Here is a 24,554-nt window from a genome sequence, read left to right as displayed (position 1 = left end):
GAGGTCTCGTGGTCACGCTTGAGGACGTCGCCAAACAGGCGGGCGTCTCCCTCGCCACCGCCTCGCGGGTGCTCAACGGCAGCACCCGCCAGGTGGGCGCGACCCTGCGGGCCCGCGTCGAACGGGCCGCCGACGAGCTCGGCTACCGCGCCAACATCGCCGCCCAGACGCTGGCCCGCGGGGCGAGCAACGTCATCGGCATCGTCGTCCACGACCTGACCGACCCCTACTTCGCCGCGCTGGCCGACGGCGCGATGCGGGCCGCCGCCACCGAGGGCATGCTGGTCATGGTGGGCACCACCCACCGCGACCCCGAGCAGGAGATCGCCTACGTCGCCACCATGAACGCCCAGCGCGTGCGCGCCGTGCTGCTGGTCGGCTCGCGGGTCGCCGACCCCGTCGTGACCGGGCGGCTGCGCGAGGAGCTGGCCCGCTACCAGGAGGGCGGGGGCCGGGCCGCGTGCGTCGGCCAGGACCTGCTCGGCGTGGACACCGTCGCGCCCGCCAACCGGGCCGGCGCCGCGGCCCTGGCCCGCGCGCTGGCCGGGCTGGGGCACACCCGGTTCGCCGTGCTGGCCGGGCCGCCCCACCTGGTGACCGCCGCCGACCGGTGCGAGGGGTTCACGGCGGCGCTGCGGGAGCTGGGCCTGCCCGAGCCCGTCGTGGTCCACGGGCCGTTCGACCGCGACGGCGGCTACCGGGCCGCGACCGAGATCGGCGAGGCGACCTGCGTGTTCGCGGTCAACGACGTGATGGCGGTGGGGGCGCTGGCCGCCTGCCGGGAGCGCGGGATCCGGGTGCCGGAGGACGTCTCGGTGGCCGGGTTCGACGACATCGTCACGCTGCGTGATCACGTGCCCGCGCTGACGACCGTGCGGCTGCCGCTGACGGACATGGGGGCGCGGGCCCTGGAGCTCGCGCTCGGCCGCGAGGACGCCGCCGCTGCCCCCGTGGTCGAGCACGTCGCGGGCGAGGTCGTGCTGCGGGAGAGCGTCAGGAGGATGGCGTGAGCGGGACGGGCGGGGGAGCAGGGGTGACGGTGTGAAGCCGGCGGTCAGCGCGCTGGGGATGCCCGGGGAGGGGCTGGAGCGGGCGGTCGCGATCGCCGTCGCGCACGGCTGTCAGGGCCTTGAGCTGAGGCTGCATCCCGACACCGGCGTCCACGCCGGGCTCACCGCGCAGGAGCGGCGCGGGGTGCGGGAACGGGTGGAGCGGGCGGGGCTGGAGATCGCCGCCCTGGCCGGATATGTCGGCATCTGTGAGCCGGGACCGGACGCGCCGGTCGCCGACGCGCTCCTCGCCGACCTGCGGCTGGCCGCCGACCTGGGCGCGCCGGGCGTGCGGGTGTTCCCGCGCGGCGACGATCCGGCGGTCGGCGCCCGCAGGCTGAGGGCCGTCGCCGGTACGGCCGCCGCCCTCGGCGTACGCGTCCTGGTCGAGACGCACGACCGGATGCCCACCGGCGCGGCCGTGGCCGGGCTGCTGGCCGAGGCGGGCCGTCCCGAGGTCACCGGCGCGCTGTGGGACCTGCTGCACCCCTGGCGGCACGGCGAGTCCCCGGCCGCCACGCTGGCGGCGCTCGGGCCCTGGCTCGCCTACGTCCAGGTCAAGGACGCCGTCTCGGCCGAGGACACCACCCCGGTCCCGATGGGGACGGGCTCGGTCCCGCTGGCGGAGGCCGGCGACCTGCTGCGCGCGGCCGGGTACGCCGGATGGGTCTCGCTGGAGTGGGAGCGCACCTGGTACCCGGACGTGGCGCCGGTCGAGGAGATCCTGCCGGGCGCGGTCGCCTGGGTGCGGCGGTTCACCGCTTAGATAGGGGAATGCCCCTTAACAAGAACAAAGTCCTCGTGGTCGGCATGGACGGCCTGCGCTTCGACCGGCTCGTCGCCCTGGCCCCGCCGGTCCTGTCATCGTTGATGGCCTCCGGCGCGTACGGCACCAGCAGGCTCCCGTACGGCGAGGCGGCGGCCCCCAGGACGGAGTCGCCCGGCGAGGTCGTGCCCAAGGCTCCGGAGCCGCCGGCGGCGGGCCGCGTGATCAGGTCGCGCACGGACTCGGGCCCCGGATGGTCGTCGATCGCCACGGGCGCCTGGCCCGACAAACACGGCGTCGTGGACAACAGCTTCACCAGCCCCCAGTTCACGAAATTTCCGGACTTTTTGAGTCGTGCGAAGAATGCCCGCCCCGACCTCGTGACCGCCGCCTTCCTGTCCTGGGCCGCCCTCGGCGAGCACGGCGCGTTCGGCCCCGCCATCGACCACCGCATGGTCCTGGACGGCTACGCCCTCACCTGGACCGCCGCCGACCGGCAGATCGCCGACGCCGCCGAGCGCCACCTCGCCGAGGCCGGCCCCGACCTCGCCTTCGTCTATCTCGGCGACACCGACGAGGTGGCCCACGCCCTCGGCCCCCACTGCCCCGAGTACGCCGCCGCCCTGCACGCCCAGGACGCCTACCTGGGCCGCCTGCTCGACGCCGTCCGCGCCCGTCCGGGGGAGAGCTGGACCGTGCTGGTCACCACCGACCACGGCCACGTGGACGAGGGCGGCCACGGCGGCACCTCGGCCGAGGAGCGCACGGTGTTCGTGATCGCGAACCGGCTGGACGCGGACCTCGGCGGCCGCCCGCTGGCCGAGCCCCGCCTGGTGGACGTCGGCCCGACCGCGCTGGCCCTGCTCGGCGTGCCGCTCGACCCGGCCTGGGAACTGGACGGGGAACCGCTGTTCAACAGTTGATGAATTTGTGGCAGACTCGGAAGAGGGGGTGCCTTCCATGAGGATCACAAGCGACCTCTCCGAGGTCGACGCCACGATGCTCGCCGAAGTGGGCGGAAAGGCCGCCAACCTCGGCGAGCTGATCCGCGCCGGCCTGCCCGTCCCGCCCGGCTGGGTCCTGACCACCGACGCCTACCGGCAGGCCGCCGCCGGGCTCGACCTCGCCCCGGGCGACGGGCTTGCCGCGCGGGCCAGGCGCCACCTGCTCGGCGCCGAGCTGCCCGCCCCGGTGCGCGAGGCGATCGTGGCGTCCTACGCGCGGCTCGGCGCGGACGTCCCGGTGGCCGTGCGCTCCTCGGCCACGGCCGAGGACCTGCCGTTCGCCAGCTTCGCCGGCCAGCAGGACACCTTCCTCAACGTGGTGGGCGCGCAGGCGGTGCTCGACGCCGTGCGCCGCTGCTGGGCCTCGCTGTGGAGCGACCGGGCCGTGGCCTACCGGGAGTCCAACGGCATCGGCCACGCCGGCGTCCGGCTCGCGGTGGTCGTCCAGGTGATGGTGGACGCGCGGGTGGCCGGGGTGATGTTCACCGCCAACCCGGTGACCGGCAGGCGGCGCGAGACCGTCCTCGACGCCGCCCCCGGGCTCGGCGAGGCGGTCGTCTCCGGAGCCGTCGATCCCGACCGGTTCGTCGTCTCGGGCGGCCAGGTGCTGGAACGGCGGGCGGGCGGCGCGAGGCTCGCCGTCCGGCCCCGGCCCGGCGGCGGCGTCGACCGCGTGGAGACCGCCGCCGCGGGCCTGTGCCTGACCGACGCGCAGGTGCTCGCCCTTGCCGAGCTCGGCGCGCGGGTCGAGGAGCACTACGGCACGCCCCAGGACACCGAGTGGGCCGTCGGCCCCGACGGCACGCTCTGGCTCACCCAGGCCAGGCCGATCACCACCCTCTACCCGCTGCCCCGGCCGGCCGGGCCCGGCCTGCGCGTCCACCTGTCGCTCAACGTCGCCCAGGGCGTGATGGGGCCGTTCACGCCGATGGGGGCCTCGGTGTTCGACCTGGTCGCCTCGGGGGCGGCGGCGGTGTTCGGGCACCCGCCCGCCGACCGGCTCGCCGGCCCGGCGTTCCTGTCCGAGGCGGGGCAGCGGTTGTGGATCGACCTGACCACGCCGCTGCGCAGCCGTACCGGCCGGGCGGTCCTGACGCGCATGATGCCCCTGGGGGAGGCGCGGGCCGCGGCCGTCGTGCGGGAGCTGGCGGGCGACCCGCGGCTGTCGGTCGTCCAGACCTCGCCGCGCCCGTTCCTGCGCGGGCTGCGCCGCTTCGCGCGCCGCGTGCACGCGCCGGCGCGGGTCCGCGACGCGCTGCTGCGGCCGGACAGGGCGCTCGCCCACGCCGCCCGCGTCGGCGCGGAGCTGGACCGCAGGCTCGAACCGCCGCCCGGCGCCACCCCCGCCCAGCGCCTCGACCACGCCGAACGCCTGCTCGGCGGGACGTTCCCGGCCATCGTCTCGATCATGCCGATCGTGATCACCGGCTACGCCCTGCTCGGCCTGGCCGCCCGGCTCTCCGGCACGCGGGTGGGCGACCTGCAGGACGTCCTGCGCGGCGTCCCGCACAACCCGACCACCGAGATGGACCTCGAACTGTGGGACCTGGCCACCCGCGTCGAGCCCGAGGTGTTCCGCGCGGCGCCCGCGGCCGAGCTGGCCCGCCGGTACCGGGCCGGCGAGCTGCCGCCGCGGGCCCAGAAGGAGATCGCCGCCTTCCTCGGCAGGTACGGCCACCGCGGCGTGGCCGAGATCGACGCCGGCCTGCCCCGCTGGTCCGACGACCCCACCCACATCCTCGGCGTACTGGCCAACTACCTGCGCCTGGACGCCGGCTCCGCGCTCGCCCCCGACGCGCTGTTCGCCAGGGGCGCGCGGGCGGCCCTGGACGAGGTCGAGCGGGTCGCCGCGCTGGCCGCCCGCAGGGGCCGGTGGCGGGCGCCCGTGGTGCGCTTCGCGCTCGGCCGCACCCGGGCGTACGCGGGGCTGCGCGAACTGCCCAAGTACCACGCGGTCAGGGCCATCGCCGCCGTCCGGCGGAGCCTGCGCGCGGTCGGGGAGCACCTGGCCGCCACCGGCGTCCTGGACGACGCCGCCGACGTGTACTTCCTGCGCCTGGAGGAGGCCAGGGCCGCCCTGTCCGGCGGCGACCTGCGCGACCTGGTACGCGAGCGGCGGACGGCGTACGAGCGGGAGTCGCGCCGCAGGCACGTGCCCCGGATCCTGCTCTCCGACGGCACCGAGCCCGAGGCCCTGGCCGGGCCCGCGCCCGACGGCGCGCTGACCGGCACGGCGGCCTCGGCCGGCACGGTCACCGGCGTCGCCAGGGTGGTGCTCGACCCCAACGGCGCCCACCTCGAACCCGGCGAGATCCTGGTCTGCCCCTCGACCGACCCCGGCTGGACCCCGCTGTTCCTCACGGCCGGCGGCCTGGTGATGGAGATGGGCGGCGCCATGTCGCACGGCGCGGTGGTGGCCCGCGAGTACGGCATCCCCGCCGTCGTCGGCGTCCGCGACGCCACCGGCCGCATCGCCACGGGGCAGGAGATCACCGTCGACGGAGCGGCGGGCACGGTGACCCTTTAGCGCACTATGGTGATCAGGTGCCCGATCCGTACTGGAATCACAACGTGCACTACCAGCGGCTGGTGCTGAGCCTGATCCCGCCCGGCTCGGCCCGCGCGCTCGACGTCGGCTGCGGCGACGGCCTCATGGCTCCGCCGCGGACCCAAAGGCGGGCCGCCAGGCGGTCGCTGCCCGGGTGCCGGTTCCGCCGGTTGTCGCCGCGGCGCTGCCTGATCGTCTGGGACGCGCCCCGTTAAGCCCGTGCCGCCCCGGGTAACCGGAGGAGGCATCACGTTTCCGGATGAGGCGGTTCCATGCTGGTCACAGAGCTGGTGCGCAGGGTCGGCGGCACCCTCGCGCAGTCTCAAGGACGCTTCCCTCTCTACGCCGACCCCGTGACGGGCGAATGGACCTGGTCCGAGGACGGGGACTGGTGCGGCGGCTTCTGGGGCGGTCTGCTGTCCCTGGCCGGGGTCGTCACCGGCGAGCCTCGCTACGCCCGTGCCGCCGGCCAGGTCGCCGAGCGGCTGGCCGCCCGCACCGACGCCCCCACCCTGCTGCGCGGCATGCTGTTCTGGTACGGCGCCGCGCTCCCGGCCGTGCTCGCCGGCGACGAGGACCCCGGCGCCACCACCGCCGTGGCCGCCGCCCGGTCGCTGAGCATCGGCTTCGACCCGCTGGCCGGCCTGCTGCCGCCCCAGGAGGAGGACGTCGTCAGGTACGGCTGGCCGCGCCCCGGCGCCTGCGTGGACGGCCTGCCCGGCACCGTCCCGCTGCTGGCCTTCGCCTGCGAACGCACCGGCGCCCGCGAGCTGCTGGTGATGGCCGAGTCGCATGCCCGCACCGGCTACGCGATGTGCGTACGGGCCGACGGCTCGGTCGCCCAGACCTCGGCCGGCGCCGTCAACGGGTCCTCGCCGGGCAGCACCTGGGCCCGCGCGCAGGCGTGGGCCATGCTGGGCCTGGCCCAGGCCGCCCACCTGTCGGCCGAGTTCATCGGCCCGGCCACCGAGGTCGCCGACTGGTACCTGGCCCACGTCCCGTCCGACCTGGTCTGCTACTGGGACTTCGACGACCCCGGCATCCCCGCCGCGCCCCGCGACACCTCGGCCACCGCGATCGCCGCCGCCGCCCTGGCCAAGCTCGCGCCGCTGGCCAAGGACGGCTACCGCGAGCAGGCCGCCCGCACCCTGGACGCGCTGGCCCGCGACCACCTCAACGAGCACGGCGGCCTGGTGGACGGCTGCTACGACCGGCGCAAGGGCCTGGCCACCGCCCACGAGCTGGTCTGGGGCGACTACTTCCTGCTCGAAGCGGCCCTCACCCTCGACGGCACGCTCGACCCCGGCCGCGTCTAGACCACCAGCTCGGCGTAGCGGGCCTTCATCGTGGCCAGCACCTCGTCCGGGTCGGCCGCCCAGACGTCGGCGTTGAAGATCTCGACCTCGATGTCGCCCGCGTACCCGGCGGCCAGCACGGCCCGGGTGATCGGCGCGAAGTCGATCACCCCGTCGCCCATCATGCCCCGCCCGAGCAGCACGTCGGCGGGCAGTGGGTGCAGGTAGTCGCACACCTGGTACGACGCGATGCGCCGCCCGGCCCGCGCGACGTCCTCGGCCAGCCTCGGGTCCCACCACACGTGGAAGGTGTCCACCACCACCCCGACCTGATCCTCCGGGTAGGGCAGGCTGAGGTCGAGCGCCTGGCCCAGCGTGGACAGCACCGCCCGGTCGGGGCAGTAGACCGGATGCAGCGGCTCCAGCGCCAGCCTGACGCCGCGCTCCCCGGCGTAGGGCGCCAGCACCGACAGCGCCTCGGCGACCCGCTCCCGCGCCCCGGCGACGTCCTTGGAGAAACCGGGCGGCAGCGGCTCGCCCGGCCGCACCCCCGGCAGCCCGCCGACCACCATCACCAGGCACGCGGCGGCCAGCTCGGCCGCCTCGTCCACGGCCCGCCGGTTGTCGTCGAGCGCCCGCTCGAACGCGCGCCGCCCCTCCTCGCCGGGCAGCCCGCCCGCCGTCAGGAAGCCGCCCCGGCACAGCGAGGACACCCGCAGCCCGGCCTCGCGCACCAGCTTGGCGCTGCGCGCGAGCCCCTCCTCGGCCACCTTCTCGCGCCACAGCCCGATCGCCTCAAGGCCGTGCCGCGCGCAGCCGTCCACGGCCTCGGCGACGGACCAGCGCCTGGTCGTCCACTGGTTCAGCGACAGGCTCACAGGCCGTTCACCGCCAGCAGCGCCGTCATCCTGCGCACGGCCAGCTCGGGGTCGGCCAGCAGCCCGGCCCGGTCGGCCAGCCTGAACACCTCCGCCAGGTGGCGCAGCGAGCGCGCCGACTGGGCGCCGTTCACCATGGCGAACGCGTCCTGGTGGCCGTTGAGCCAGGCCAGGAAGACGATGCCGGTCTTGTAGTGGTACGTCGGCGCCTCGAAGATCTTCCGCGACAGGGCGACCGTGGGGGCCAGGATCTCGTCGTAGCGGGCCAGGTGGCGGGCCGCCTGCTCGCCGGTGGCGGCCTCGGCGGCGTCCAGCTCGCGCAGGGCCGCGGCGGCGGCCGGGGCGATCGCGTCGAAGATGCCGAGCAGCGCGTGCGAGCCCGACCTGATGAGGGACGGGTAGTTGAAGTCGTCTCCGGTGTAGAGCCGGACGCCCTCGGGCAGCGCGGCGCGCAGCCGCACCTCGTGCTCCTCGTCCAGCAGCGACACCTTGACGCCGTCCACCACGGCGGCGTGGGCGTGGACCAGCTCCAGGAACGACTCCGTCGCGGCGTCCACGCCCGGCGCGCCCCAGTAGCCGGCGAGCTGCGGGTCGAACATCTCGCCCAGCCAGTGCAGGATCACCGGGCGGTCGGCCAGGCCGAGGACCTTGCCGTACACCTGGTGGTAGTCGGCGGGCCCGGCCGCCACCCTGGCGAGCTGGCGGGAGGCCATGACGATCACGCCCGCGCCGGCCGCCTGGACGGTCTCCACCTGCTCGGCGTACGCGGCGGTGATCGTGTGCAGGTCGGCGGCGTCGGGCGCGTGGTCGGTGCCCGCGCCGCAGGCCACCAGGGCCGCCGGGTCGCCGAAGGCGCGCGCCTCCTCGGCGCTGAGCCGGATCAGCTCCTTGGTCGCCGCCCAGTCCAGGCCCATGTTGCGCTGGGCGGTGTCCATGGCGTCGGCCACCCGCAGGCCGTGCGACCACAGGTGGCGGCGGAAGCGCAGCGTGGCCGCCCAGTCGACGGCGGCGGGGGAGCCCGGCGTGTTGTCGCCGAGCGGGTCGGCGACGACGTGCGCGGCCGCGTAGACGACCCGGCTCACGGCCGGGGCGGCCGGCGCCGCCCAGGTCACCGGGTCGCGCAGCTCGTACGCGCCGCCCGGCAGGTCGATCCTCACAGCTGCGGCACCTCGATCCTGCGGCCCTCGGCGTTCGAGCGCAGGCCCAGCTCGGCGAGCTGCACGCCGCGCGCCCCCGAGGCGAAGTCGTTGGGGAACGGCGCGTCCTCCAGCACGTGCCGGACGAACGCCGCCCACTGGACCTTGAACCCGTTGTCGAACTCGGCGTTGTCCGGCACCTCCTGCCAGTCCTCGCGGAAGCGGCCCGTGGCGGGCAGGTCGGGGTTCCAGACCGGTTTGGGGGTGGCGGCCCGGTGCTGGAAGCGGCAGTTGCGCAGGCCCGCGACGGCGCTGCCGTGCGTGCCGTCCACCTGGAACTCGACCAGCTCGTCGCGGTTCACGCGGACCGTCCAGGAGGAGTTGATCTGAGCGATCACGTCCCCTTCGAGCTCGAAGATCCCGTACGCGGCGTCGTCCGCGGTGGCCTCGTACGCGCGGCCCTGCTCGTCCACCCGGGACGGCACGTGCGTCACGGCCTTGGCGTAGACCGACCGGACCCGGCCGAAGAGGTTCTCCAGCACGTAGTGCCAGTGCGGGAACATGTCGAGCACGATCCCGCCGCCGTCCTGCGCCCGGTAGTTCCAGGACGGGCGCTGCGCCTCCTGCCAGTCGCCCTCGAACACCCAGTAGCCGAACTCGCCGCGCACCGACAGGATCCGGCCGAAGAACCCGCCGTCGATCAGCCGCTTCAGCTTGAGCAGGCCCGGCAGGAACAGCTTGTCCTGCACGACGCCGTTCTTCACGCCCCTGGCCGCGGCGGCCTCGGCCAGCGCGACGGCCTCCTGCACCGACTCGGCCGTGGGCTTCTCGGCGTAGACGTGCTTGCCCGCCTCGATGGCCTTGAGCACGGCCTTGACGCGGGCGCTGGTGACCTGGGCGTCGAAGTAGATCAGGTTGTCGTCGTCGGCGAGGGCGGCGTCGAGGTCGGTGGTGAAGTCCGGGATCCCGTGCCGGTCGGCCAGGTCGGCGAGCTTGCCGGCGTTCCGGCCGACCAGGACCGGGCGCAGCCTGACCCGCTCGCCGTCCGAGAGCGTGACGCCGCCCTGCTCGTTGATGGCCAGGACGGATCGGACGAGGTGCTGGCGATAGCCCATTCGTCCGGTGACGCCGTTCATCACGACGCCGATGGTGCGCACGCTCATGGGGATCCCTTCAGGCAACGGATGGGGAAAGCGCTTTCCCGAAACGTACGGCCGTCGCCCTCCGAGCGTCAAGTGGGACGGTGACGCCGGCGGGCGGAGGCGGGCCCTCCGCCCGTACGCCGGCGGGGGAGCTAGCCGTCGAGCCGGGCCAGCGCCTTGGCGATGGGATGGGCCGTGAGCGAGAGCTGCCACTCACGCGCCCCGAGCGCGCGCAGCCGCGCGGTCACGCTCTCGTCGGTGATCTCTGCGGGGGGTTCCCAGGTGAGCCTGCGCACGGCGTCGGGCTGGAGCAGGTTCTCCGTGGGCATGCGGTGCTCCTCGGCCAGCGCGGCCACCACGGCCCGCGCCGCCGCGAGGCGCTTGGCCGCCGCCGGGTCGCGGTCGGCCCAGCGGTTGGGCGGGGGCGGCCCGTCGCCGGGCGTGCTCGGCTGGGGCAGCTCGCCGTCGGGCAGCGTGCGCGCCCGGTTGACGGCGGCCAGCCAGTCGTTCATGTACCGGCGGGCGCTGCGGCCGGTGAAGGCCGAGATCTCGGTCAGGGCCTTCTTCGTGCGGGGCCCCTCAAGGGCCGCGGTGACGATCGCGGCGTCGGGCAGCACCCGGCCGGGGGCCAGGTCGTTCTCCCTGGCGATCGTGTCGCGCATGGTCCACAGCTCGCGCACGATGGCCAGCGCGCGCACGTTGCGCACCTTGTGGATGCCCGACGTGCGCCGCCACGGGTCGGAGCGCGGCACCGGCGGCGGGGTGTTGAGCACGGCCGCGAACTCCTCGCGCGCCCACTCCAGCTTCCCCGACCCGGCCAGCTCCTGGTGGAGCATGTCGCGCAGCTCGACCAGCACCTCGACGTCGAGGGCGGCGTAGCGCAGCCAGTCCTCCGGCAGCGGCCTGGTGGACCAGTCGGCGGCCGAGTGGCCCTTCTCCAGCCGCAGCCCGAGCACGGTCTCGACCATCGTGCCGAGCCCGACGCGTTCGTAACCGAGCAGCCGGCCGGCCAGCTCGGTGTCGAAGATCTCGCGCGGCTTGAAGCCGACCTCCATCAGGCACGGCAGGTCCTGGGACGCGGCGTGCAGCACGACCTCGGTGCCGGTGAGCGCGGCGTCGAGGGCCGACAGGTCGGGGCAGCCGACCGGGTCGATCAGCGCGGTGCCGGCGCCGGCCCGGCGGAGCTGGACCAGGTAGGCCCGGTTGCCGTAGCGGTAGCCGGAGGCGCGCTCGGCGTCGACCGCCACGGGGCCGGTGCCCGCGGCGAAGGCGTCGACGACCCGCGCCAGCCCGTGCGCGTCGGCGATCACCGGGGGGATGCCCTCGCGGGGTTCGAGCAGGGGCTCTACGATGCGTTCTTCTGTCATGAGCTCACCGACCTCATGACGCTGGTGCTGTCTTGACTGGTGCCCTCACTTCGTACGGTCACTCTCCGGATCATCACGTCGGCGCGGCAGCGCGGCCACGTCGGGCGGGAGCGGCGGGATCCCCGCCGCCAGGCACATGAGGTCGCACCAGGCGGCGACGTGGCCGGACAGATCCTCCTCGGCGGGCGACCAGGACGCACGCAGCTCGAGCTCGGTCGTGACCGGGTCTTCCGCCTTGTTGCCGAAGCCCTCGGACACGGCTCTAGTCACGGTACCGCCCGCGGCGGAGTAGTCGGCTTCGTGCGCCTCCAGGGCCTCGGTCAGCCAGCTCCACACGACCGGGCCGAGCAGCGGGTCGGAGGTGATCTCCGGCTCCATGTCGGCCCGGACGTAGGCCACCAGCCGGAACGGGCCCTCCCAGCCGCGCTGGCCGTCGGGGTCGTAGAGCAGGATCAGCCGGCCGACCGCGAGCTCGTCGTCGTCGCGGTAGACCGAGGCGCCGATGGCGGCCGAGTAGGGGGCCAGCCGCTGCGGCGCGGGCAGGTCCTCCAGCTCGATCTCCGGCCTGACCTCGGACAGCCGCAGGCTCTGCGCCGCGCGGGTGAACGCGGCGGGCGGCGGTGGCTGGTCACCGAGGGTCATAGCCGAAGCGTAGGTCGAGGACGGACGGAAGGGGACCACGGGGGTGCTCATCCTTGGTGATCAAGCCGCTGCCGTAACCAGCTGGCGGACCGGTCGGGTGGTCTCGGCCGAGCCGAGCAGGATCGCGTGGCCGCATTCGGCGCAGGCCCATTCCGGGCACTCGCCAGGACCGTGCCCGTCGAAGCAGGGCGGCTGCTCGAACAGCCGCTCGCCGGCGCAGGCAGCACAGCGCTCGCTGCGAACCTCCGGGGAACTCCACAACGCGGTCATCGCACCAGTCATCGAACCGGGGCCTTTCTTCGGGTCGTGGCTCCGACGTTGGCACGAGCCGCTGACAATTCCCCGCAACGCGCTCGGCGTGTCCCGAAAGTGGTCGCTGAATCGGTGCCGCGCGGTGGGTTGGTGAACATTTGGTCCAGTCGAGACCGGCTCTCTGGGCGGGCATGGGGTGTGTTCGACCCGTGTGCGACGCCGCTGCCGGGCAGACCGGTAAACCTTCATCTGGCTATCTGATCATGATTTTGGGTATCCAATGCATGTTTTTCCGACACCTCGCGCCGATGTCTCGGCCGATCCGGTGCCATGGCACCCTTGGAGGGTGAATCTCGCCGACTCAGCCTTCCTGCGCGCCTGCCGCAGGCAGCCCGTCCCGCACACCCCGGTCTGGTACATGCGGCAGGCCGGGCGATCGCTGCCCGAATACCTGAAGGTCCGCGAGGGTGTGCCGATGCTCACCGCCTGCGCGACGCCCGACCTGATCGTCGAGATCACCATGCAGCCCGTGCGCCGTTACGGCGTCGACGCGGCCATCTTCTTCAGCGACATCGTCGTCCCGCTCAAGGCCATCGGCGTCGACCTCGACATCAAGCCGGGCGTCGGCCCGGTCGTCGCCGACCCGATCCGCGACGCGCAAGGCGTGGAGACGCTGCGCCCGCTGGAGCCGGGCGACGTGCCGTACGTGACGGAGGCGATCTCGTCCCTGGTCGGCGAGCTGGGCGGCACCCCGCTGATCGGCTTCGCCGGCGCGCCCTTCACCCTCGGCTCCTACCTCATCGAGGGCGGCCCGTCGAAGAACCACGACCGCACCAAGGCCATGATGTACGGCGAGCCCGCCCTGTGGCACTCCCTCATGGAACGCCTGTCCGACATCGTGCTGGAGCACCTGCGCATCCAGATCGCGGCCGGCGCCTCGGCGATCCAGCTCTTCGACTCGTGGGTGGGCGCGGTGGCCCCGGAGGACTACCGGGAGTTCGTCCTGCCCCACACCCGGCGCATCTTCGAGGGCGTCGCGGGCGTGCCCCGCATCCACTTCGGCGTCGGCACCGGCGAGCTGCTCGGCGTGCTCGGCGAGGCCGGGGCCGACGTCGTGGGCGTCGACTGGCGGGTGCCGCTCGACGAGGCGGCCCGGCGCGTCGGGCCGGGCAAGGCGCTGCAGGGCAACCTCGACCCGGCGATCCTGCTCGCGCCGTGGGAGGTCGTGGAGCGCCGGGCCCGCGAGGTGCTGCGGCGCGGCGCGGCGGCCGAGGGGCACGTGTTCAACCTCGGCCACGGCGTGCTCCCCTCGACCGACCCCGACCAGCTCAAGCGCCTGACCGACCTGGTGCACGAAGCGGGCGCCTGACCGTCACGCGGCCGACGGACCGGGCTCGGCGGGCTCGGGGTCGGGCTCGGGCTTGGGCCCGGCCTCGGACGCGGCAGGGGGCGCGGGGCGGCGCGCGCGGTTGCGCCGCACCAGGAACACCGCCACGGCCACCAGCGGCGCCATGACGACCAGCCACGGCAGCAGCGCGCCCACCACGGTCAGCGCCGTCTTGGTGAACGACACCAGCGCCCCCCACCCGGTCTTCAGCCCGCCGAGGAAGCCCGCCGGCTCCTCGGCCGGGTCCTCGACCACGGTCACCGGCCCGACCAGCCGGAGCGTCAGCGTGGCCATCGCGACCTGGGTGGCCAGCTCCTTCTGCTGGGCCTGCAACGCCTCCAGGTCCGCCTCGCGGGAGTTGATCTCCCGCTCCACCTGCAGCACCTGCCCGATGGTCTCGGCCTTCTCCAGCAGCGTGCGCAGCGACTCCAGCGACTTCTGCGCCGACTTCAGCCGGCTCTCGACGTCGGCGACCTGGAGGGTGACGTCCTGGGTGCCCTGGGTCATCGAGAGCTGCTTGCCCAGCTCCTTGCCCAGCCTGGCGGTCACGTCGGCGTACCGGGCGGGCGGGATCTTGAACTCCAGCAGGGCCGTGTCCTCGGTGTCGCCGGCCGACTCGGCCTCCTCCTTCGACAGGTAGCCGCCCGCCGCCGTGACGAGCTGCTTGGCCTGCTGCGCGGCCGAGGTGACCTGCTTGGCGCGGACGGTCATGCTGCCGGTGTAGATCACCTGCCGGTCCGGCTGCCGTTGCTCCGGCTTGACGCCGGAGACGGCGCTGCCGCCGTCCTGCGGCGCTGGCCGCCGCTGCGACGCGGCCTGCTTCTGCGGCGCGGCCAGGTCCCGCGCCTCGGGGGCGGCCATGCCCTGCGAGACCTTCGCGGGCGAGCCGCCCGACGCCATCTCGACGGTGCCGCCGCCGCAGCCCGCGAGCAGCAGAGTGGCGCAGGCCGAGAGCGCGACGCCTAACCGGGTTCTCCTCATGCCTCTATGACGGAAACCGGATCACCCCGGTTTGGCGACATACATCACGGTAGGGTCACGTGCCCCGAACAGCTGGGCGGTCTGCCGAGGCGGTAGCGTCAGGAGACGTGGAAGGGAATCGGGCGCACGTCGTCGTCATCGGCGGTGGGATCTCCGGCCTGGCGGCCGCGTGGTTCCTCCGTCAGGGTACGAGCGAGCAGGTCAAGGTCACCGTGTTGGAGGGCAGCCCCCGCCTCGGCGGCAAGCTGCACGCCTCCGAGGTCGCGGGGGTGAGCCTCGACGCCGGGGCCGAGGCCATGCTGGCCCGCCGGCCGGAGGGCGTCGAGCTGGCCAAGGCCGTCGGGCTGGAGGACGATCTCGTCCTCCCCGGCACCGTGCGGTCGGCCGTCTACTCCAGGGGCACGCTGCGGCAGATGCCGAAGGGGCACGTCATGGGCGTGCCGGCCGACCTGGCGGAGCTGGCCAGGTCCGGCATCATCTCGCCCGGCGGCCTGCTGCGGGTGCCGCTCGACCAGGTCCTGCCGCCCACGCTGGTGCGCACCGACGTGTCCGTGGCCTCCTACATCCGGGCCAGGATGGGCGGCGAGGTCGTCGAGCGCCTGGTCGAGCCGCTGCTCGGCGGGGTCTACGCCGGCCGTTCCGACATGCTGTCGCTGGAGGCGACGATGCCGCAGGTCGCGGCCGTCGCCAGGGCCGAGCGCTCGTTGCTGAGCGCCGCCCGGCACATCGTCGAGGAGGCGCCCAAGAACGGCGGGCCGGTCTTCACGACGCTGCGCCAGGGCCTGGGCGGCCTGCCCGAGGCGGTGGCCAAGGCGTCCGGGGCCGACGTCCGCACCGGCGTGACCGTGCGCGAGCTCCACCGCACCGAGCAGGGCTGGCGGCTGGTCGCCGGGCCGGTGCCGCGGCCCGAGGTGATCGAGGCCGACGCGGTGATCCTGGCCGCGCCCGCGCCCGCCGCCGCCCGCCTGCTCAAGGCCGAGGTGCCCAAGGCCGCCGCCGAGCTGGCCAGGATCGAGTACGCCAGCATGGCCGTCGTCACGCTCGCCTACCCGATCGACGCGCTGCCGAAGCCGCCGACCGGCAGCGGCTACCTGGTGCCGCCGGTGGAGGGCCGGCCGGTCAAGGCCGTGACGTTCAGCTCGGTGAAGTGGCCCCACCTGGCCCAGGACCTGCTGCTCGTACGCTGCTCGGTCGGCCGGATCGGCGAGGAGCACCTGCTCCAGCGCGACGACGCCGAGCTGGTGTCGCTGGCCACGGCCGAGCTGGCCGACGTGGTGGGCGTGCGCGGCCTGCCGGTCGACAGCCGGGTCACCCGCTGGGGCGGCGGGCTGCCGCAGTACAACGTGGGCCACCTCGACCGGGTGGCCAGGGTGCGCGCCGCGGTCTCCGGCGCCGCCGGGCTCGCCGTGTGCGGCGCGGCCTACGACGGCATCGGCGTCCCCGCCTGCATCGCGACCGCCCGCACGGCCGCGGCCCGGATTCTGGACCACCTGTCGCGAGAAGGAGAATGAAGGACATGACAGAGGGCGCGCCGCGGCCGAAGGCCCGCGATCTCAACCAGGTGATCCGTTACACCATGTGGTCGGTCTTCCAGGTGACCGAGCAGGTCCCGGGCAACCGGGAGAACATGGCCGACGAGGTCGAGGAGCTGCTCGCACAGGCGGCCGGGAAGGACGTCGTGACCAGGGGGGTCTACGACGTCGCCGGCTTCCGTGCCGACGCCGACTACATGTTCTGGTGGCACGCTCCCACGCCCGAGGACCTCCAGGACGTCTACTCCCGCTTCCGCCGCACCGGCCTCGGCCGGCACAGCAGGCCGGTCTGGTCGGCCATGGCGCTCCACCGGCCGGCCGAGTTCAACAAGTCCCACATCCCGGCCTTCCTGGCCGAGGAGGAGCCGCGGGCGTACGTCAGCGTCTACCCGTTCGTGCGCTCCTACGAGTGGTACCTGCTGGAGGACTCCGAGCGGCGGGCGATGCTGGCCGAGCACGGCCGGATGGCCCGCGACTACCCCGACGTGCGGGCCAACACCGTGGCCTGCTTCTCGCTCAACGACTACGAGTGGATGCTGGCGTTCGAGGCCGACGAGCTCCACCGCATCGTCGACCTGATGCGCACGCTGCGCGGCGCGCAGGCCCGCCGGCACACCCGCGTGGAGATCCCGTTCTACACGGGCGCTCGCAAGCCGGTGCAGGAGCTCGTCGCGGCGCTGCCGTAGCGGTCGTGGTGGCCCGGCGAGGAACGTCGAGGCCAACTTGACGATCTCCCTGAAGTGATCTATCCCCTTTGTCACAATCGAGGGTGAATTCCCTTTCGGTGGCGTGACGTCGTGGCACGATCCACGCAGGGGCGAGGAGGGCCGGGTGGAACAGTCCGCGGAAGGTCAGGGCCCCGGACGCTGGCGCGCGCCAGGCCGCCACGCAGCGTTACCGGACACGACCCCGGCCGCCCGGCACCCCGCCGACCGGCCGGACACCCGCACCGGCGGCGCACACGAGACCGCCGGCCGGGCTGAGGCCGGTACGCGTCACGCGCGAGCGACCGACGGGCCGGCTGAGGCCGGTAGGCGTCACGCGCGGGCGACCGGCGGCCCGGCTGAGGCGCGTACGGGGCGCGGGGGTGCGACCGGCGGCCCGGCTGAGGCGCGTACGGGGCGCGGGCGGCGTGGGCGGCGGCGGCGCGCGCGTACGGGAACACGGGCTCTGGCCGCGGGCGCGGTGGCGCTGGCCGGGGGAGTGGCCCTGCTGCTCGGCCTGAACGGCGCGCTCGGCGGTACGGTCGCCGCCTCCGGAGCCCCGGCCGGCGCGGACGGCGCCACGGCCAGGCGGGAACCGGCGGCGGAGGGCGGCGTCCCGGCGAACCCGGGACGGGCGCCGGCCAGCGGCAAGGGCGCCGCCGAGGCGCGCGAGCTGCCGAAGGGCCAGGCCCGGCCGAGCACGCCGGCCGCCGCCGACCCCGCCGGGTCGGGGACGCCCGCAAAGACCGGCACCGCCGACCCCGCCGCGAAGCCGGACGCCGTCCAGGGCAAGCCGGACACCGTCACGGGGCGGACCGAGACCGGCGACGCCCAGGTCAGCCTGCCCGAGGCCGACGCCCCGGGCGACGCCAAGGGCGGCGACTCGGCCGGTTACAAGGCCGACGGCCCGTCGCGGCACACCGACCGGGAGGCCGCCGAGTACTTCCGCGCCCGCTGGGGACGGGGCGACAAGGCGATGAAACACCTCAAAGACATCCGCACCATAGGCGGATATTTGCGCATTTACACGAACTTACCGGACAGCGCCGACAACTCCGCGACGGCGATCACGCTGTGCAAACGCGGCCTGGAGTACCTCAGGGCGAACGGCGTGAAGCGGCCGATCGTGTTCGTGCAGGCGGAGTTCGGCGAGAACGGGAACCCCGTCCTCGCCAACATCCTGGGCCCGTCCGATCACAGTTGCCGCGTCACCTACCCCCGGCCGAACTGACGCGCGCCGGGACGCCCGCCGGGGCGGGCTAGCGCACCCGGACCCTCGTCTTGGAGCACACCTCGCACCGCTGAGTCACGACACGCCCGATCGTCTCAATCGTCACCCAGCGGTGGCGAAGATGGACACGGCCCACAAGCAGGCCCCTACCCCTTGTGGACGATCGGTACGCTCTGTCGCTAATCGATCACCCCTTGGGTTCGAGCCTCAGCGAGACCGAGTTGATGCAGTAACGATCGTCGGTCGGCGTCGGATAGCCCTCGCCGTGGAAGACGTGCCCGAGGTGGGAGTCGCAGCGGGCGCAGCGCACCTCCGTGCGCACCATGCCGTGACTGTTGTCCTCGATCAGCCTCACCGCCTCCGACCCCGACGGCTCGAAGAAGCTCGGCCATCCGCAGTGCGACTCGAACTTCGTGTCGGACCGGAACAGCTCGGCGCCGCAGGCGCGGCACGAGTACACGCCCTCGGTCTTGGTGTCGACGTACTCCCCCGTGAACGGGCGCTCGGTGCCGGCCTCCCTGAGCACGTGGAACTCCTCAGGAGAGAGCCTGGCCCGCCATTCGGCCTCGCTCTTGACCACCTTGTCCATGCGTCCAGACTACGAGATCCGGCAAAAAGAGATCTCCGCAGGGTGAAGCATCCTTTCTCGGCCGAATTCGCGTCTTTGTCGGTAAGGGGGTGTCATCGCCTCCTGCCAAGGGGTGAGATCGTCCGCGGCTCGCCGTAGCGGCACAGCCCACGCCCGTGCTGGCGCCGCTGGCGACCCGAGATGGCCGGCCGGGTGGCGCGCCAGCGCCCGGAACGGCGATGGATGATCTTAGGTCCGTCCCGTCGAGCCCCGGTCCCGCCACCGACGCGGCTCCGGGACGGGCCCACCTCTATTGCCAGATGTCGAGCCGGTCGTCGCGCCGGTCGTCGCGCCGCCCGTCGTGTCGGCTGTTCTGTCGGGGCGGGGGAGTAGGTTCGGTGGCATGGCATCGCCGTTCATAGAGCTCAAGGTGGGGGAGCGGACCGTCAAGGTCACCAATCCCGACAAGGTCTACTTCCCGGAGATCGGGGCGACAAAGCGGGAGCTGGTCGAGTACTACGTGAGCGTCGGCGAAGGGGCCCTGCGCGCGCTCAGAGACCGGCCGACCAACATCAAGCGCCATCCCGACGGCGTCCAGACCGAGGCCATCTACCAGAAGCGCATGCCGCCCAGGCATCCCGAGTGGCTGCAGTCGGTCACGGTCACCTTCCCCAGCGGCCGCACCGCCGACTCGCTCCGGGTGACCGAGGTCGCCGCGATCGCCTACTGCGCCAACCTGGGCACGATCGACTTCCACCCCTGGCAGGTGCGCGCCGCCGACGTCGAGCACCCCGACGAGCTGCGCATCGACCTCGACCCGCAGCCCGGCCTGGAGTTCGACGCCGCGCGGCGGGCCGCCGAGCGCACCCGCGAGGTGCTCGACGAGCTGGGCATGGCGGGGTTCGTCAAGACCTCGGGCAACCGCGGCGTGCACATCGCGGTGCGCATCGAGCCCCGCTGGGACTTCGTCCAGGTGCGCCACGCCGGCATCGCGCTGGCCAGGGCGGTCGAGGCGCGCGATCCCGCCCTGGTGACCACCGCGTGGTGGAAGGAGGAGCGCGGCGACCGCGTCTTCATCGACTTCAACCAGAACGCCAGAGACCGCACCGTCGCCAGCGCCTACTCCGTCCGGGCTCGCCCGCACGCCCCCGTCTCGACCCCGCTGACCTGGGACGAGCTGGCCGACGCCGACCCGCGCGACTTCGACATCCGCACCGTCCCGGCCCGCTTCGCCAAGCTGGGCGACGTGCACGCGGCCATCGACGACCGGGCGTACTCGATCGAGCCCCTGCTGGAGATGTACGCCGCCGACGACCGCGGCGACCTGCCCTACCCGCCCAACTACCCGAAGATGCCGGGCGAGCCCAAGCGCGTCCAGCCCAGCAAGGCCAGGAACGCGCCGGAGGACAAGTGACGCCTCCGGAGATCGCTCTCCCGCCGGGCGGAGCGGAAATCTCGGTCGCCGGCGGTTGACTCCCGGAGCGGGAATCTCGGTCGCCGGCGGTTGACTTCCGGAGCGGGAATCTCGGTCACTGGCCCTTGACCCCCGGTGACGGCGACCCCCGAGAGCCGCGAAAGGCCGGCCCCCGTCGTGGGGCCGGCCTTTTCGCGGGAGCCGGTCAGCAGGTGTCGGCTCCGTCGAAGGTGCGCACGCCGCGCGGCACGCGCGAGTAGATGGTCTCGCCGGGGTCCACGGTCTGGCAGGCGCCGTCCGTCCCGCGCGCCCAGATGATCTTCAGTCGGAGCCGGTAGCCGCAGTCGTTGCGGGCGTAGCCGGTTTTGGTGATGGTCCCGGTGGTCTGCCAGACGGTCACGCACGAGGGCGCGTTCCCGGCCGGCGCCGCCCAGGCAGGCAGCGCGCTGAAGGTGCAGCACGCGACGGCGAGGGTGGCGAGGGCTGCTCGGGTGGCTGGGCGCATGTGAGGTGTCCTTCCGTTCCGGCCTCGGCCAGGCGGCTGCCTGGGCAGGGGGCGAGGTGGAGACATGAGTGAACATCTCAGACCGATAACGGCGGTGGCGATCGTGACCTGGTACAGGATGAGAGCCGCAGGTCTGGGCGTGTCGCGCGTAACGCTGCGCCGACGCTTCCGAAAATGTGGTCGAGTCCCCACAAAGCCCTGCACCCCCTTCCGCGTGGCGAAACGCTCCGGAGGGCAGGACGGCCGAACCCTCCCGAGGCATGACGCCGGAACTCACGCGGCCGGGCCGAACTTGTCAGGCGTTTCCCGCATCGAAACGGTCATGAACTCAAGCGCCACGCACAAGAGCAGCCCGATGGCCCGCCGACTCCGCGTCTGGGCGTCGACCGTCGTCCTGTCGACCTCACTGGCGCCGATCCTCGCCACGGGCGCCGCCTTCGCCGCGACCGGCCCGGCGGCGAAGGACCCGTTCCAGGGCATCGACTGGGCGCCCGTCGTGGAGCGGGCGCTGCACTGCCCCAAGCCGGGGCCGAAGGACAGCTGGTACGTCGTCCGCGCCCGCGTCGCCGCCGTCGGCGACCTCACCCGGGACGGGCGTCCCGACACCGTCGTCACCTCGTCCTGCCCGAGCCCCACGGCGGGCAACCCGGTGATCTCCTTCGTCTACGACGGCGCGTCCCGGCGTTCGGCCCCGCGGCTGATCGGCACACTCGGCAAGAACCGGTACTTCAAGACCCAGACGGTCACCGTCCAGCACGGCGAGGCGCGCCTGAGCGGCAAGGTGGTCAGCGACAAGGCTCCCCGGTGCTGCCCCGACCTGCTCGTCCGCCAGACCTACAAGTGGACCGGCAAGGCGTTCCGGCGGACGTCGGAGAAGCTGGCCAAGCTCTCCTGAGCGGGCCGGCGGCTGTGGGCCGCACGGCCGGACCCGGCGCCTGGGACGGGGCCCGACGGCCCGGCCGTGCGGCGGCACAGGAGGTGCGGCCGAGATCGAAGGTAACTCCCGTACCTCCCACCGGGGCGGAAATCGGATAGGAAAGTTTCCGCCCCCGGTAGGAGATTCCTCCTCCGGGTAGAAAAGAGCTCACCCCGGCGGGAGGTCAGCGGCGCACGAGGTGGTGCGGCGCCAGTTCGCGGGTCTCGCCGCGTTCCAGGTAGACCACCCGATCGGCCAGGCCCACCTGCTCGATGTGGTGCCGGAAGTCGTCCAGCGGTGAGCTGAAGACGCCGTAGTCGTCGAAGTGCACCGGCACCACCGTGTGCGGGTTGATCAGGTCGACCCAGGTCGCGCCCTGCTCGCCGTCCATGGTGACCAGCAGGGTGCCGAGCAGGCGGGTGCCGCCCAGGTGCACGAGCGCGAGGTCGACCTCGGGGAAGCGACGCGGGATCGCCTCCAGGCGGCGGTCGAGCAGGGTGTCGCCGCTGATGTGCAGGCGCAGCTCCACCAGGCCCTCGGGGCCGCGGAACTCCAGCATCGTCCCGATCACCGGCGGCAGCAGCGCCTCGGCGGGACCGGGCGCGTGCCGGGCGGGCAGGGCGGTGACGGTCACGCTGCCCTGCGGGCCGTTCAGCTCGTGCTGCTCCCACACCTCCAGGCCCGTGCTGCGGCCGAAGCCGCGGCGGCGCAGCGTGCGCGCCGCCTGCCGGGTGGTGATGATCTGGGTGCCCTTGTCCAGGCCCTTCTCGGTCACCCGGTCCCAGTGGTCCCCGTGCAGGTGCGACAGGACCACCGCGTCGATGGGCGGCAGGTCCGACACGTCGATGGCCGGGTCCTTCAGCCGGCGCGAGCTCAGGCCGTAGCCCAGGTACGCCCGCTGGCCGCGGTGCAGGAAGTTGGGATCCGTCAGCAGCGTGAAGCCGTTGTAGCGGATCAGCGTGGTCGCGTTGCCGATGAACTGCAGGCTGCCCTTCATCCGGCTCACCCCGGATACGGCGGGTGCTGGCCCGGAGGCACGCCGCCGCCCTTGCCGCCGCCCTTGTGCCCCTTGTCGCTGCCGTGCGGCCGGCCGGCCCGCTTGCCGCCGCTCTTCGACTCCGGCACGGCGTCGGTGGATTTCGAGTTCGCTCCAGACTTGCCCGACCGGCGAAGTTCGGGCTGTTGCGGATTGCTCATGGCTTTTGTCCCCCTTTGCGGCTTATCACCTACCTCGCTGCTCCGCCGCCAAACCCGCCGCCAAACCCGCCGCCAAACCCGCCGCCAAACCCGCCGCCAAACCCGCCGCCAAACCCGCCGCCAAACCCGCCGCCCGCGGCGCCTACCGGGTCAGGCCCGCGTCGTGGGCGATGAGGCCCGCCTGGGTGCGGTTGCGGCAGCCCAGCTTGTCCAGCAGGCGCGAGACGTACCCCTTGACGGTGGGTTCGGCCAAGTGGAGGCGGGCGGCGATCCGCGCGTTCGACAGGCCCTCGCCGAGGCAGGCCAGCACCTCGCGCTCGCGTCCGGTCAGCGACTCCAGCAGCTCGCGGGCGCGGGCGCGGGCCGGGTCCGCGGCGGTCGAGGCCGCCACCAGCCGGCGGGCGGCGACCGGCGACAGCACGGTGTGCCCCTCGGCGGCCACCCGGACGAGCCCGATCAGGTCCCCCGGCGGCGTGGACTTGACCAGGAAGCCGGCGGCCCCCGCGCGCAGGGCGCGCAGCACGTACTCGTCGGCGTCGAACGTCGTCAGCACCACGACGACCGGCGGCCGGGGCAGCTCGGCCAGGCGTTCGATCGCGGTGAGCCCGTCCACGCGGGGCATGCGCAGGTCCATCAGCACGACGTCCGGACGGGCGCGCACGACCGCCTCGACGCCGGCCGCGCCGTCGTGGGCCTCGTCCACGACCTCGATGTCGGGCGCCGAGCCGAGGATGGTGCGCAGGAAGCGGCAGACCATCGGCTCGTCGTCCACGACCACGACCCTGATCATGTGGCCACGTACGCCGGGAGGACGGCCTCGACGGTGAAGCCGCCGTCGGGGGCCGGCCCGGCGCGCAGCGTGCCGTGCACGACCTCGACCCGCCGCCGCAGGTCGGCGATGCCGAGGCCGGAGCCGGTGCCGGCCAGGGGGCCGCCGGGCAGGCCGGTCGGCGGCGTGTTGCGCACCGCGAGCCGGACCCGCGCCTGGCCGTACTCGATCCGCACCTGCACCCGCGCGCCCGGCGCGTGCTTGCGCACGTTGGTCAGCGCCTCGCGCACGATCCGGTACGCCGTGCGCCCCACCACCGGCGAGGCCAGCGCCCGGTCGCCCTCCTCGACCAGCTCGACCGGGGTGCCCACGGAGGCGGACTCGGCGACCAGCGCGGCGAAGTCGGCCGCCGACGGCGGCACGTCCGGCTCCGGCGCGGTGCGCAGGACGCCGATCAGGTCCCGCAGCTCGTCGAGCACCTGGCAGCCCGCGGCCCGCAGCTCCTCGGCGGTCTGCCGGGTGTGCTCGTCGGCCGCGGTGACCCGCAGCGCGCCGGCCTGCAGCACCATGAGGCTCACCCGGTGGGTGACGACGTCGTGCATCTCGCCGGCCAGCCGGGCGCGCTCCTCGGCGCGGGCCTGCTCGGCCAGCAGGTGCCGCTCGCGTTCGGCCCGCTCGGCGCGTTCGACCAGCATCCTGAGCACCCGCCGCCGTCCGTCGAGGTAGAGCGCGAGCAGCGGGCCGACGGCGGTGCGCAGCACCCCGTCGACGAGCACCCCGGCCGATGGGTCCCACACCCGCGCGATCACCATCGTGTACGCGGCCAGCGCGGCGACGGCGATCCGCCGGTCCCTGCGGTCGTAGAGCGGCCCGTACGCCGCCGCGATGGTCGCGAACGGCGCCCACACGTTCCCCTGCCCGGCCGGGACCAGCACCCCGCCCGGCGAGATCAGCAACGTCAGCACCAGCGTGTACGTCCCCAGCACCGCCAGGACCGTCAGCGGCGCCCGGCGGCGGGCCACCAGCGACAGGCAGGCGGCCGCCTGGACCGCCAGCAGCGTCCAGGCGAGCGGACCCGGACGCTCCGGCCACCACGACAGGCCGAGCAGCGTCGAGCCGGTGTCCAGCAGCGCGAAGCCGCCCGCGATGACCACGTCCAGGATGAGGGAACGGCGACACGCCCCTGCACACATGCCGCAAACGCTACGACATCCCCGTATGCCGCAAATATCCGGCAAGTGGGAAACCATACGAAAGTCGCATGCGCTCTC

Annotated in this window: 24 protein-coding genes; 12 read left to right on the top strand and 12 right to left on the bottom strand. The window is 73.8% G+C overall.

Features of this window, described 5'->3' with window-relative positions; translation table 11 throughout:
• The first annotated feature begins 8 nt into the window (after nt 1-8).
• From ACIBST_RS29625 to ACIBST_RS29600, 6 genes are read left to right on the top strand one after another with little or no spacing between them, the layout of a single operon-like run.
• The gene (locus ACIBST_RS29625) at nt 9-1,010 is read left to right on the top strand and encodes a LacI family DNA-binding transcriptional regulator (protein ID WP_397176374.1); all 1,002 of its coding nucleotides are present in this window, start codon (nt 9-11) and stop codon (nt 1,008-1,010) included.
• A gap of 31 nt (nt 1,011-1,041) precedes the next feature.
• A complete protein-coding gene (locus ACIBST_RS29620) occupies nt 1,042-1,815 on the top strand; it encodes a sugar phosphate isomerase/epimerase family protein (RefSeq protein ID WP_397176372.1) in 774 nt (257 codons plus the stop codon).
• A gap of 8 nt (nt 1,816-1,823) precedes the next feature.
• Nucleotides 1,824-2,738, top strand: coding sequence for an alkaline phosphatase family protein (locus ACIBST_RS29615; protein WP_397176371.1), 915 nt, complete (start codon nt 1,824-1,826; stop codon nt 2,736-2,738).
• Between the two features lie 37 nt (nt 2,739-2,775).
• A complete protein-coding gene (locus tag ACIBST_RS29610; RefSeq protein WP_397176369.1) occupies nt 2,776-5,346 on the top strand; it encodes a PEP/pyruvate-binding domain-containing protein in 2,571 nt (856 codons plus the stop codon).
• Nucleotides 5,347-5,363: 17 nt separating this feature from the next.
• The gene (locus ACIBST_RS29605; protein ID WP_397176367.1) at nt 5,364-5,582 is read left to right on the top strand and encodes a hypothetical protein; all 219 of its coding nucleotides are present in this window, start codon (nt 5,364-5,366) and stop codon (nt 5,580-5,582) included.
• A gap of 57 nt (nt 5,583-5,639) precedes the next feature.
• Nucleotides 5,640-6,683: a glycoside hydrolase family 88 protein gene (locus ACIBST_RS29600; RefSeq protein ID WP_397176366.1), complete on the top strand. Its 1,044-nt coding sequence runs from the start codon at nt 5,640-5,642 to the stop codon at nt 6,681-6,683.
• On the opposite strand, the gene ACIBST_RS29595 is transcribed toward ACIBST_RS29600, so the two are convergent.
• The 5 genes from ACIBST_RS29595 to ACIBST_RS29575 all read right to left on the bottom strand — a co-directional run bounded on the left by ACIBST_RS29595 (nt 6,680) and on the right by ACIBST_RS29575 (nt 11,827).
• Nucleotides 6,680-7,540 (bottom strand): sugar phosphate isomerase/epimerase family protein, encoded by an 861-nt coding sequence (locus ACIBST_RS29595; RefSeq protein ID WP_397176364.1) that lies wholly within the window; start codon nt 7,538-7,540, stop codon nt 6,680-6,682. The genes ACIBST_RS29600 and ACIBST_RS29595 overlap by 4 nt on opposite strands.
• Nucleotides 7,537-8,697, bottom strand: coding sequence for a dihydrodipicolinate synthase family protein (locus ACIBST_RS29590; protein ID WP_397176363.1), 1,161 nt, complete (start codon nt 8,695-8,697; stop codon nt 7,537-7,539). Before ACIBST_RS29590 ends, ACIBST_RS29595 begins: the two co-directional genes overlap by 4 nt.
• Nucleotides 8,694-9,839, bottom strand: coding sequence for a Gfo/Idh/MocA family protein (locus ACIBST_RS29585; RefSeq protein WP_397176361.1), 1,146 nt, complete (start codon nt 9,837-9,839; stop codon nt 8,694-8,696). The genes ACIBST_RS29590 and ACIBST_RS29585 overlap by 4 nt, the downstream gene beginning before the upstream one ends.
• Nucleotides 9,840-9,970: 131 nt before the next feature.
• Complete coding sequence (locus ACIBST_RS29580; RefSeq protein ID WP_397176360.1) at nt 9,971-11,185, bottom strand: HRDC domain-containing protein; 1,215 nt, start codon at nt 11,183-11,185, stop codon at nt 9,971-9,973.
• 45 nt (nt 11,186-11,230) lie between these two features.
• Complete coding sequence (locus ACIBST_RS29575) at nt 11,231-11,827, bottom strand: DUF3000 domain-containing protein (RefSeq protein ID WP_352365603.1); 597 nt, start codon at nt 11,825-11,827, stop codon at nt 11,231-11,233.
• A gap of 670 nt (nt 11,828-12,497) precedes the next feature.
• Between ACIBST_RS29575 and hemE the strand changes: the two genes are divergently transcribed.
• Entirely contained in the window at nt 12,498-13,448 is a 951-nt protein-coding gene (gene hemE / locus ACIBST_RS29570) for a uroporphyrinogen decarboxylase (protein ID WP_397176607.1), read from the top strand.
• Between the two features lie 3 nt (nt 13,449-13,451).
• On the opposite strand, the gene ACIBST_RS29565 is transcribed toward hemE, so the two are convergent.
• A complete protein-coding gene (locus ACIBST_RS29565; RefSeq protein WP_397176358.1) occupies nt 13,452-14,447 on the bottom strand; it encodes a DUF4349 domain-containing protein in 996 nt (331 codons plus the stop codon).
• A gap of 107 nt (nt 14,448-14,554) precedes the next feature.
• Between ACIBST_RS29565 and hemG the strand changes: the two genes are divergently transcribed.
• The 3 genes from hemG (at nt 14,555) to ACIBST_RS29550 (ending at nt 17,914) form a co-directional block, all read left to right on the top strand.
• Entirely contained in the window at nt 14,555-15,958 is a 1,404-nt protein-coding gene (gene hemG, locus ACIBST_RS29560) for a protoporphyrinogen oxidase (protein ID WP_397176356.1), read from the top strand.
• A gap of 5 nt (nt 15,959-15,963) precedes the next feature.
• Entirely contained in the window at nt 15,964-16,665 is a 702-nt protein-coding gene (gene hemQ, locus ACIBST_RS29555) for a hydrogen peroxide-dependent heme synthase (protein WP_352365611.1), read from the top strand.
• Nucleotides 16,666-17,164: 499 nt separating this feature from the next.
• On the top strand, nt 17,165-17,914 hold the full coding sequence (locus ACIBST_RS29550; RefSeq protein WP_397176354.1) for a hypothetical protein: 750 nt from the start codon (nt 17,165-17,167) through the stop codon (nt 17,912-17,914).
• 187 nt (nt 17,915-18,101) lie between these two features.
• Here ACIBST_RS29550 and msrB read toward each other — a convergent pair whose 3' ends face one another.
• Nucleotides 18,102-18,503, bottom strand: a complete 402-nt coding sequence (gene msrB / locus ACIBST_RS29545) for a peptide-methionine (R)-S-oxide reductase MsrB (protein ID WP_352325044.1) — start codon at nt 18,501-18,503, stop codon at nt 18,102-18,104.
• 382 nt (nt 18,504-18,885) lie between these two features.
• Here msrB and ligD point away from each other — a divergent pair, with 382 nt between their 5' ends.
• Nucleotides 18,886-19,896: a non-homologous end-joining DNA ligase gene (ligD, locus tag ACIBST_RS29540; RefSeq protein WP_397176352.1), complete on the top strand. Its 1,011-nt coding sequence runs from the start codon at nt 18,886-18,888 to the stop codon at nt 19,894-19,896.
• Nucleotides 19,897-20,101: 205 nt separating this feature from the next.
• Here ligD and ACIBST_RS29535 read toward each other — a convergent pair whose 3' ends face one another.
• Complete coding sequence (locus ACIBST_RS29535; RefSeq protein WP_397176350.1) at nt 20,102-20,401, bottom strand: hypothetical protein; 300 nt, start codon at nt 20,399-20,401, stop codon at nt 20,102-20,104.
• 355 nt (nt 20,402-20,756) lie between these two features.
• Between ACIBST_RS29535 and ACIBST_RS29530 the strand changes: the two genes are divergently transcribed.
• Entirely contained in the window at nt 20,757-21,296 is a 540-nt protein-coding gene (locus tag ACIBST_RS29530) for a hypothetical protein (protein WP_397176349.1), read from the top strand.
• A gap of 205 nt (nt 21,297-21,501) precedes the next feature.
• On the opposite strand, the gene ACIBST_RS29525 is transcribed toward ACIBST_RS29530, so the two are convergent.
• From ACIBST_RS29525 to ACIBST_RS29510, 4 genes are all read right to left on the bottom strand, one after another.
• Nucleotides 21,502-22,314, bottom strand: coding sequence for an MBL fold metallo-hydrolase (locus tag ACIBST_RS29525; protein ID WP_397176347.1), 813 nt, complete (start codon nt 22,312-22,314; stop codon nt 21,502-21,504).
• A 5-nt stretch (nt 22,315-22,319) separates the two neighbouring features.
• Complete coding sequence (locus ACIBST_RS29520; RefSeq protein ID WP_352325673.1) at nt 22,320-22,514, bottom strand: hypothetical protein; 195 nt, start codon at nt 22,512-22,514, stop codon at nt 22,320-22,322.
• A 142-nt stretch (nt 22,515-22,656) separates the two neighbouring features.
• Complete coding sequence (locus ACIBST_RS29515; protein WP_397176345.1) at nt 22,657-23,304, bottom strand: response regulator; 648 nt, start codon at nt 23,302-23,304, stop codon at nt 22,657-22,659.
• Nucleotides 23,301-24,476: a sensor histidine kinase gene (locus ACIBST_RS29510; RefSeq protein WP_397176343.1), complete on the bottom strand. Its 1,176-nt coding sequence runs from the start codon at nt 24,474-24,476 to the stop codon at nt 23,301-23,303. The genes ACIBST_RS29515 and ACIBST_RS29510 overlap by 4 nt, the downstream gene beginning before the upstream one ends.
• Between the last annotated feature and the right edge of the window lie 78 nt (nt 24,477-24,554).

Source organism: Nonomuraea sp. NPDC049684 (assembly GCF_044465345.1).
Taxonomy (GTDB): Bacteria; Actinomycetota; Actinomycetes; order Streptosporangiales; family Streptosporangiaceae; genus Nonomuraea.
This window is presented reverse-complemented; position numbering and strand designations above follow the sequence as displayed.

Excerpts from the sequence above, each read along its gene's own strand:
- hemQ (WP_352365611.1), top strand. The coding sequence starts at position 15,964 with ATGACAGAGGGCGCGCCGCGGCCGAAGGCCCGCGATCTCAACCAGGTG.
- ACIBST_RS29520 (WP_352325673.1), bottom strand. The coding sequence starts at position 22,514 with ATGAGCAATCCGCAACAGCCCGAACTTCGCCGGTCGGGCAAGTCTGGA.
- hemE (WP_397176607.1), top strand. The coding sequence starts at position 12,498 with ATGCGGCAGGCCGGGCGATCGCTGCCCGAATACCTGAAGGTCCGCGAG.
- ligD (WP_397176352.1), top strand. The coding sequence starts at position 18,886 with ATGGCATCGCCGTTCATAGAGCTCAAGGTGGGGGAGCGGACCGTCAAG.
- ACIBST_RS29610 (WP_397176369.1), top strand. The coding sequence starts at position 2,776 with ATGAGGATCACAAGCGACCTCTCCGAGGTCGACGCCACGATGCTCGCC.
- ACIBST_RS29615 (WP_397176371.1), top strand. The coding sequence starts at position 1,824 with ATGCCCCTTAACAAGAACAAAGTCCTCGTGGTCGGCATGGACGGCCTG.
- ACIBST_RS29535 (WP_397176350.1), bottom strand. The coding sequence starts at position 20,401 with ATGCGCCCAGCCACCCGAGCAGCCCTCGCCACCCTCGCCGTCGCGTGC.
- ACIBST_RS29585 (WP_397176361.1), bottom strand. The coding sequence starts at position 9,839 with ATGAGCGTGCGCACCATCGGCGTCGTGATGAACGGCGTCACCGGACGA.
- ACIBST_RS29575 (WP_352365603.1), bottom strand. The coding sequence starts at position 11,827 with ATGACCCTCGGTGACCAGCCACCGCCGCCCGCCGCGTTCACCCGCGCG.
- msrB (WP_352325044.1), bottom strand. The coding sequence starts at position 18,503 with ATGGACAAGGTGGTCAAGAGCGAGGCCGAATGGCGGGCCAGGCTCTCT.
- ACIBST_RS29580 (WP_397176360.1), bottom strand. The coding sequence starts at position 11,185 with ATGACAGAAGAACGCATCGTAGAGCCCCTGCTCGAACCCCGCGAGGGC.
- ACIBST_RS29510 (WP_397176343.1), bottom strand. The coding sequence starts at position 24,476 with ATGTGTGCAGGGGCGTGTCGCCGTTCCCTCATCCTGGACGTGGTCATC.
- ACIBST_RS29515 (WP_397176345.1), bottom strand. The coding sequence starts at position 23,304 with ATGATCAGGGTCGTGGTCGTGGACGACGAGCCGATGGTCTGCCGCTTC.
- ACIBST_RS29565 (WP_397176358.1), bottom strand. The coding sequence starts at position 14,447 with ATGAGGAGAACCCGGTTAGGCGTCGCGCTCTCGGCCTGCGCCACTCTG.
- ACIBST_RS29525 (WP_397176347.1), bottom strand. The coding sequence starts at position 22,314 with ATGAAGGGCAGCCTGCAGTTCATCGGCAACGCGACCACGCTGATCCGC.
- ACIBST_RS29530 (WP_397176349.1), top strand. The coding sequence starts at position 20,757 with ATGGCCCGCCGACTCCGCGTCTGGGCGTCGACCGTCGTCCTGTCGACC.
- ACIBST_RS29600 (WP_397176366.1), top strand. The coding sequence starts at position 5,640 with ATGCTGGTCACAGAGCTGGTGCGCAGGGTCGGCGGCACCCTCGCGCAG.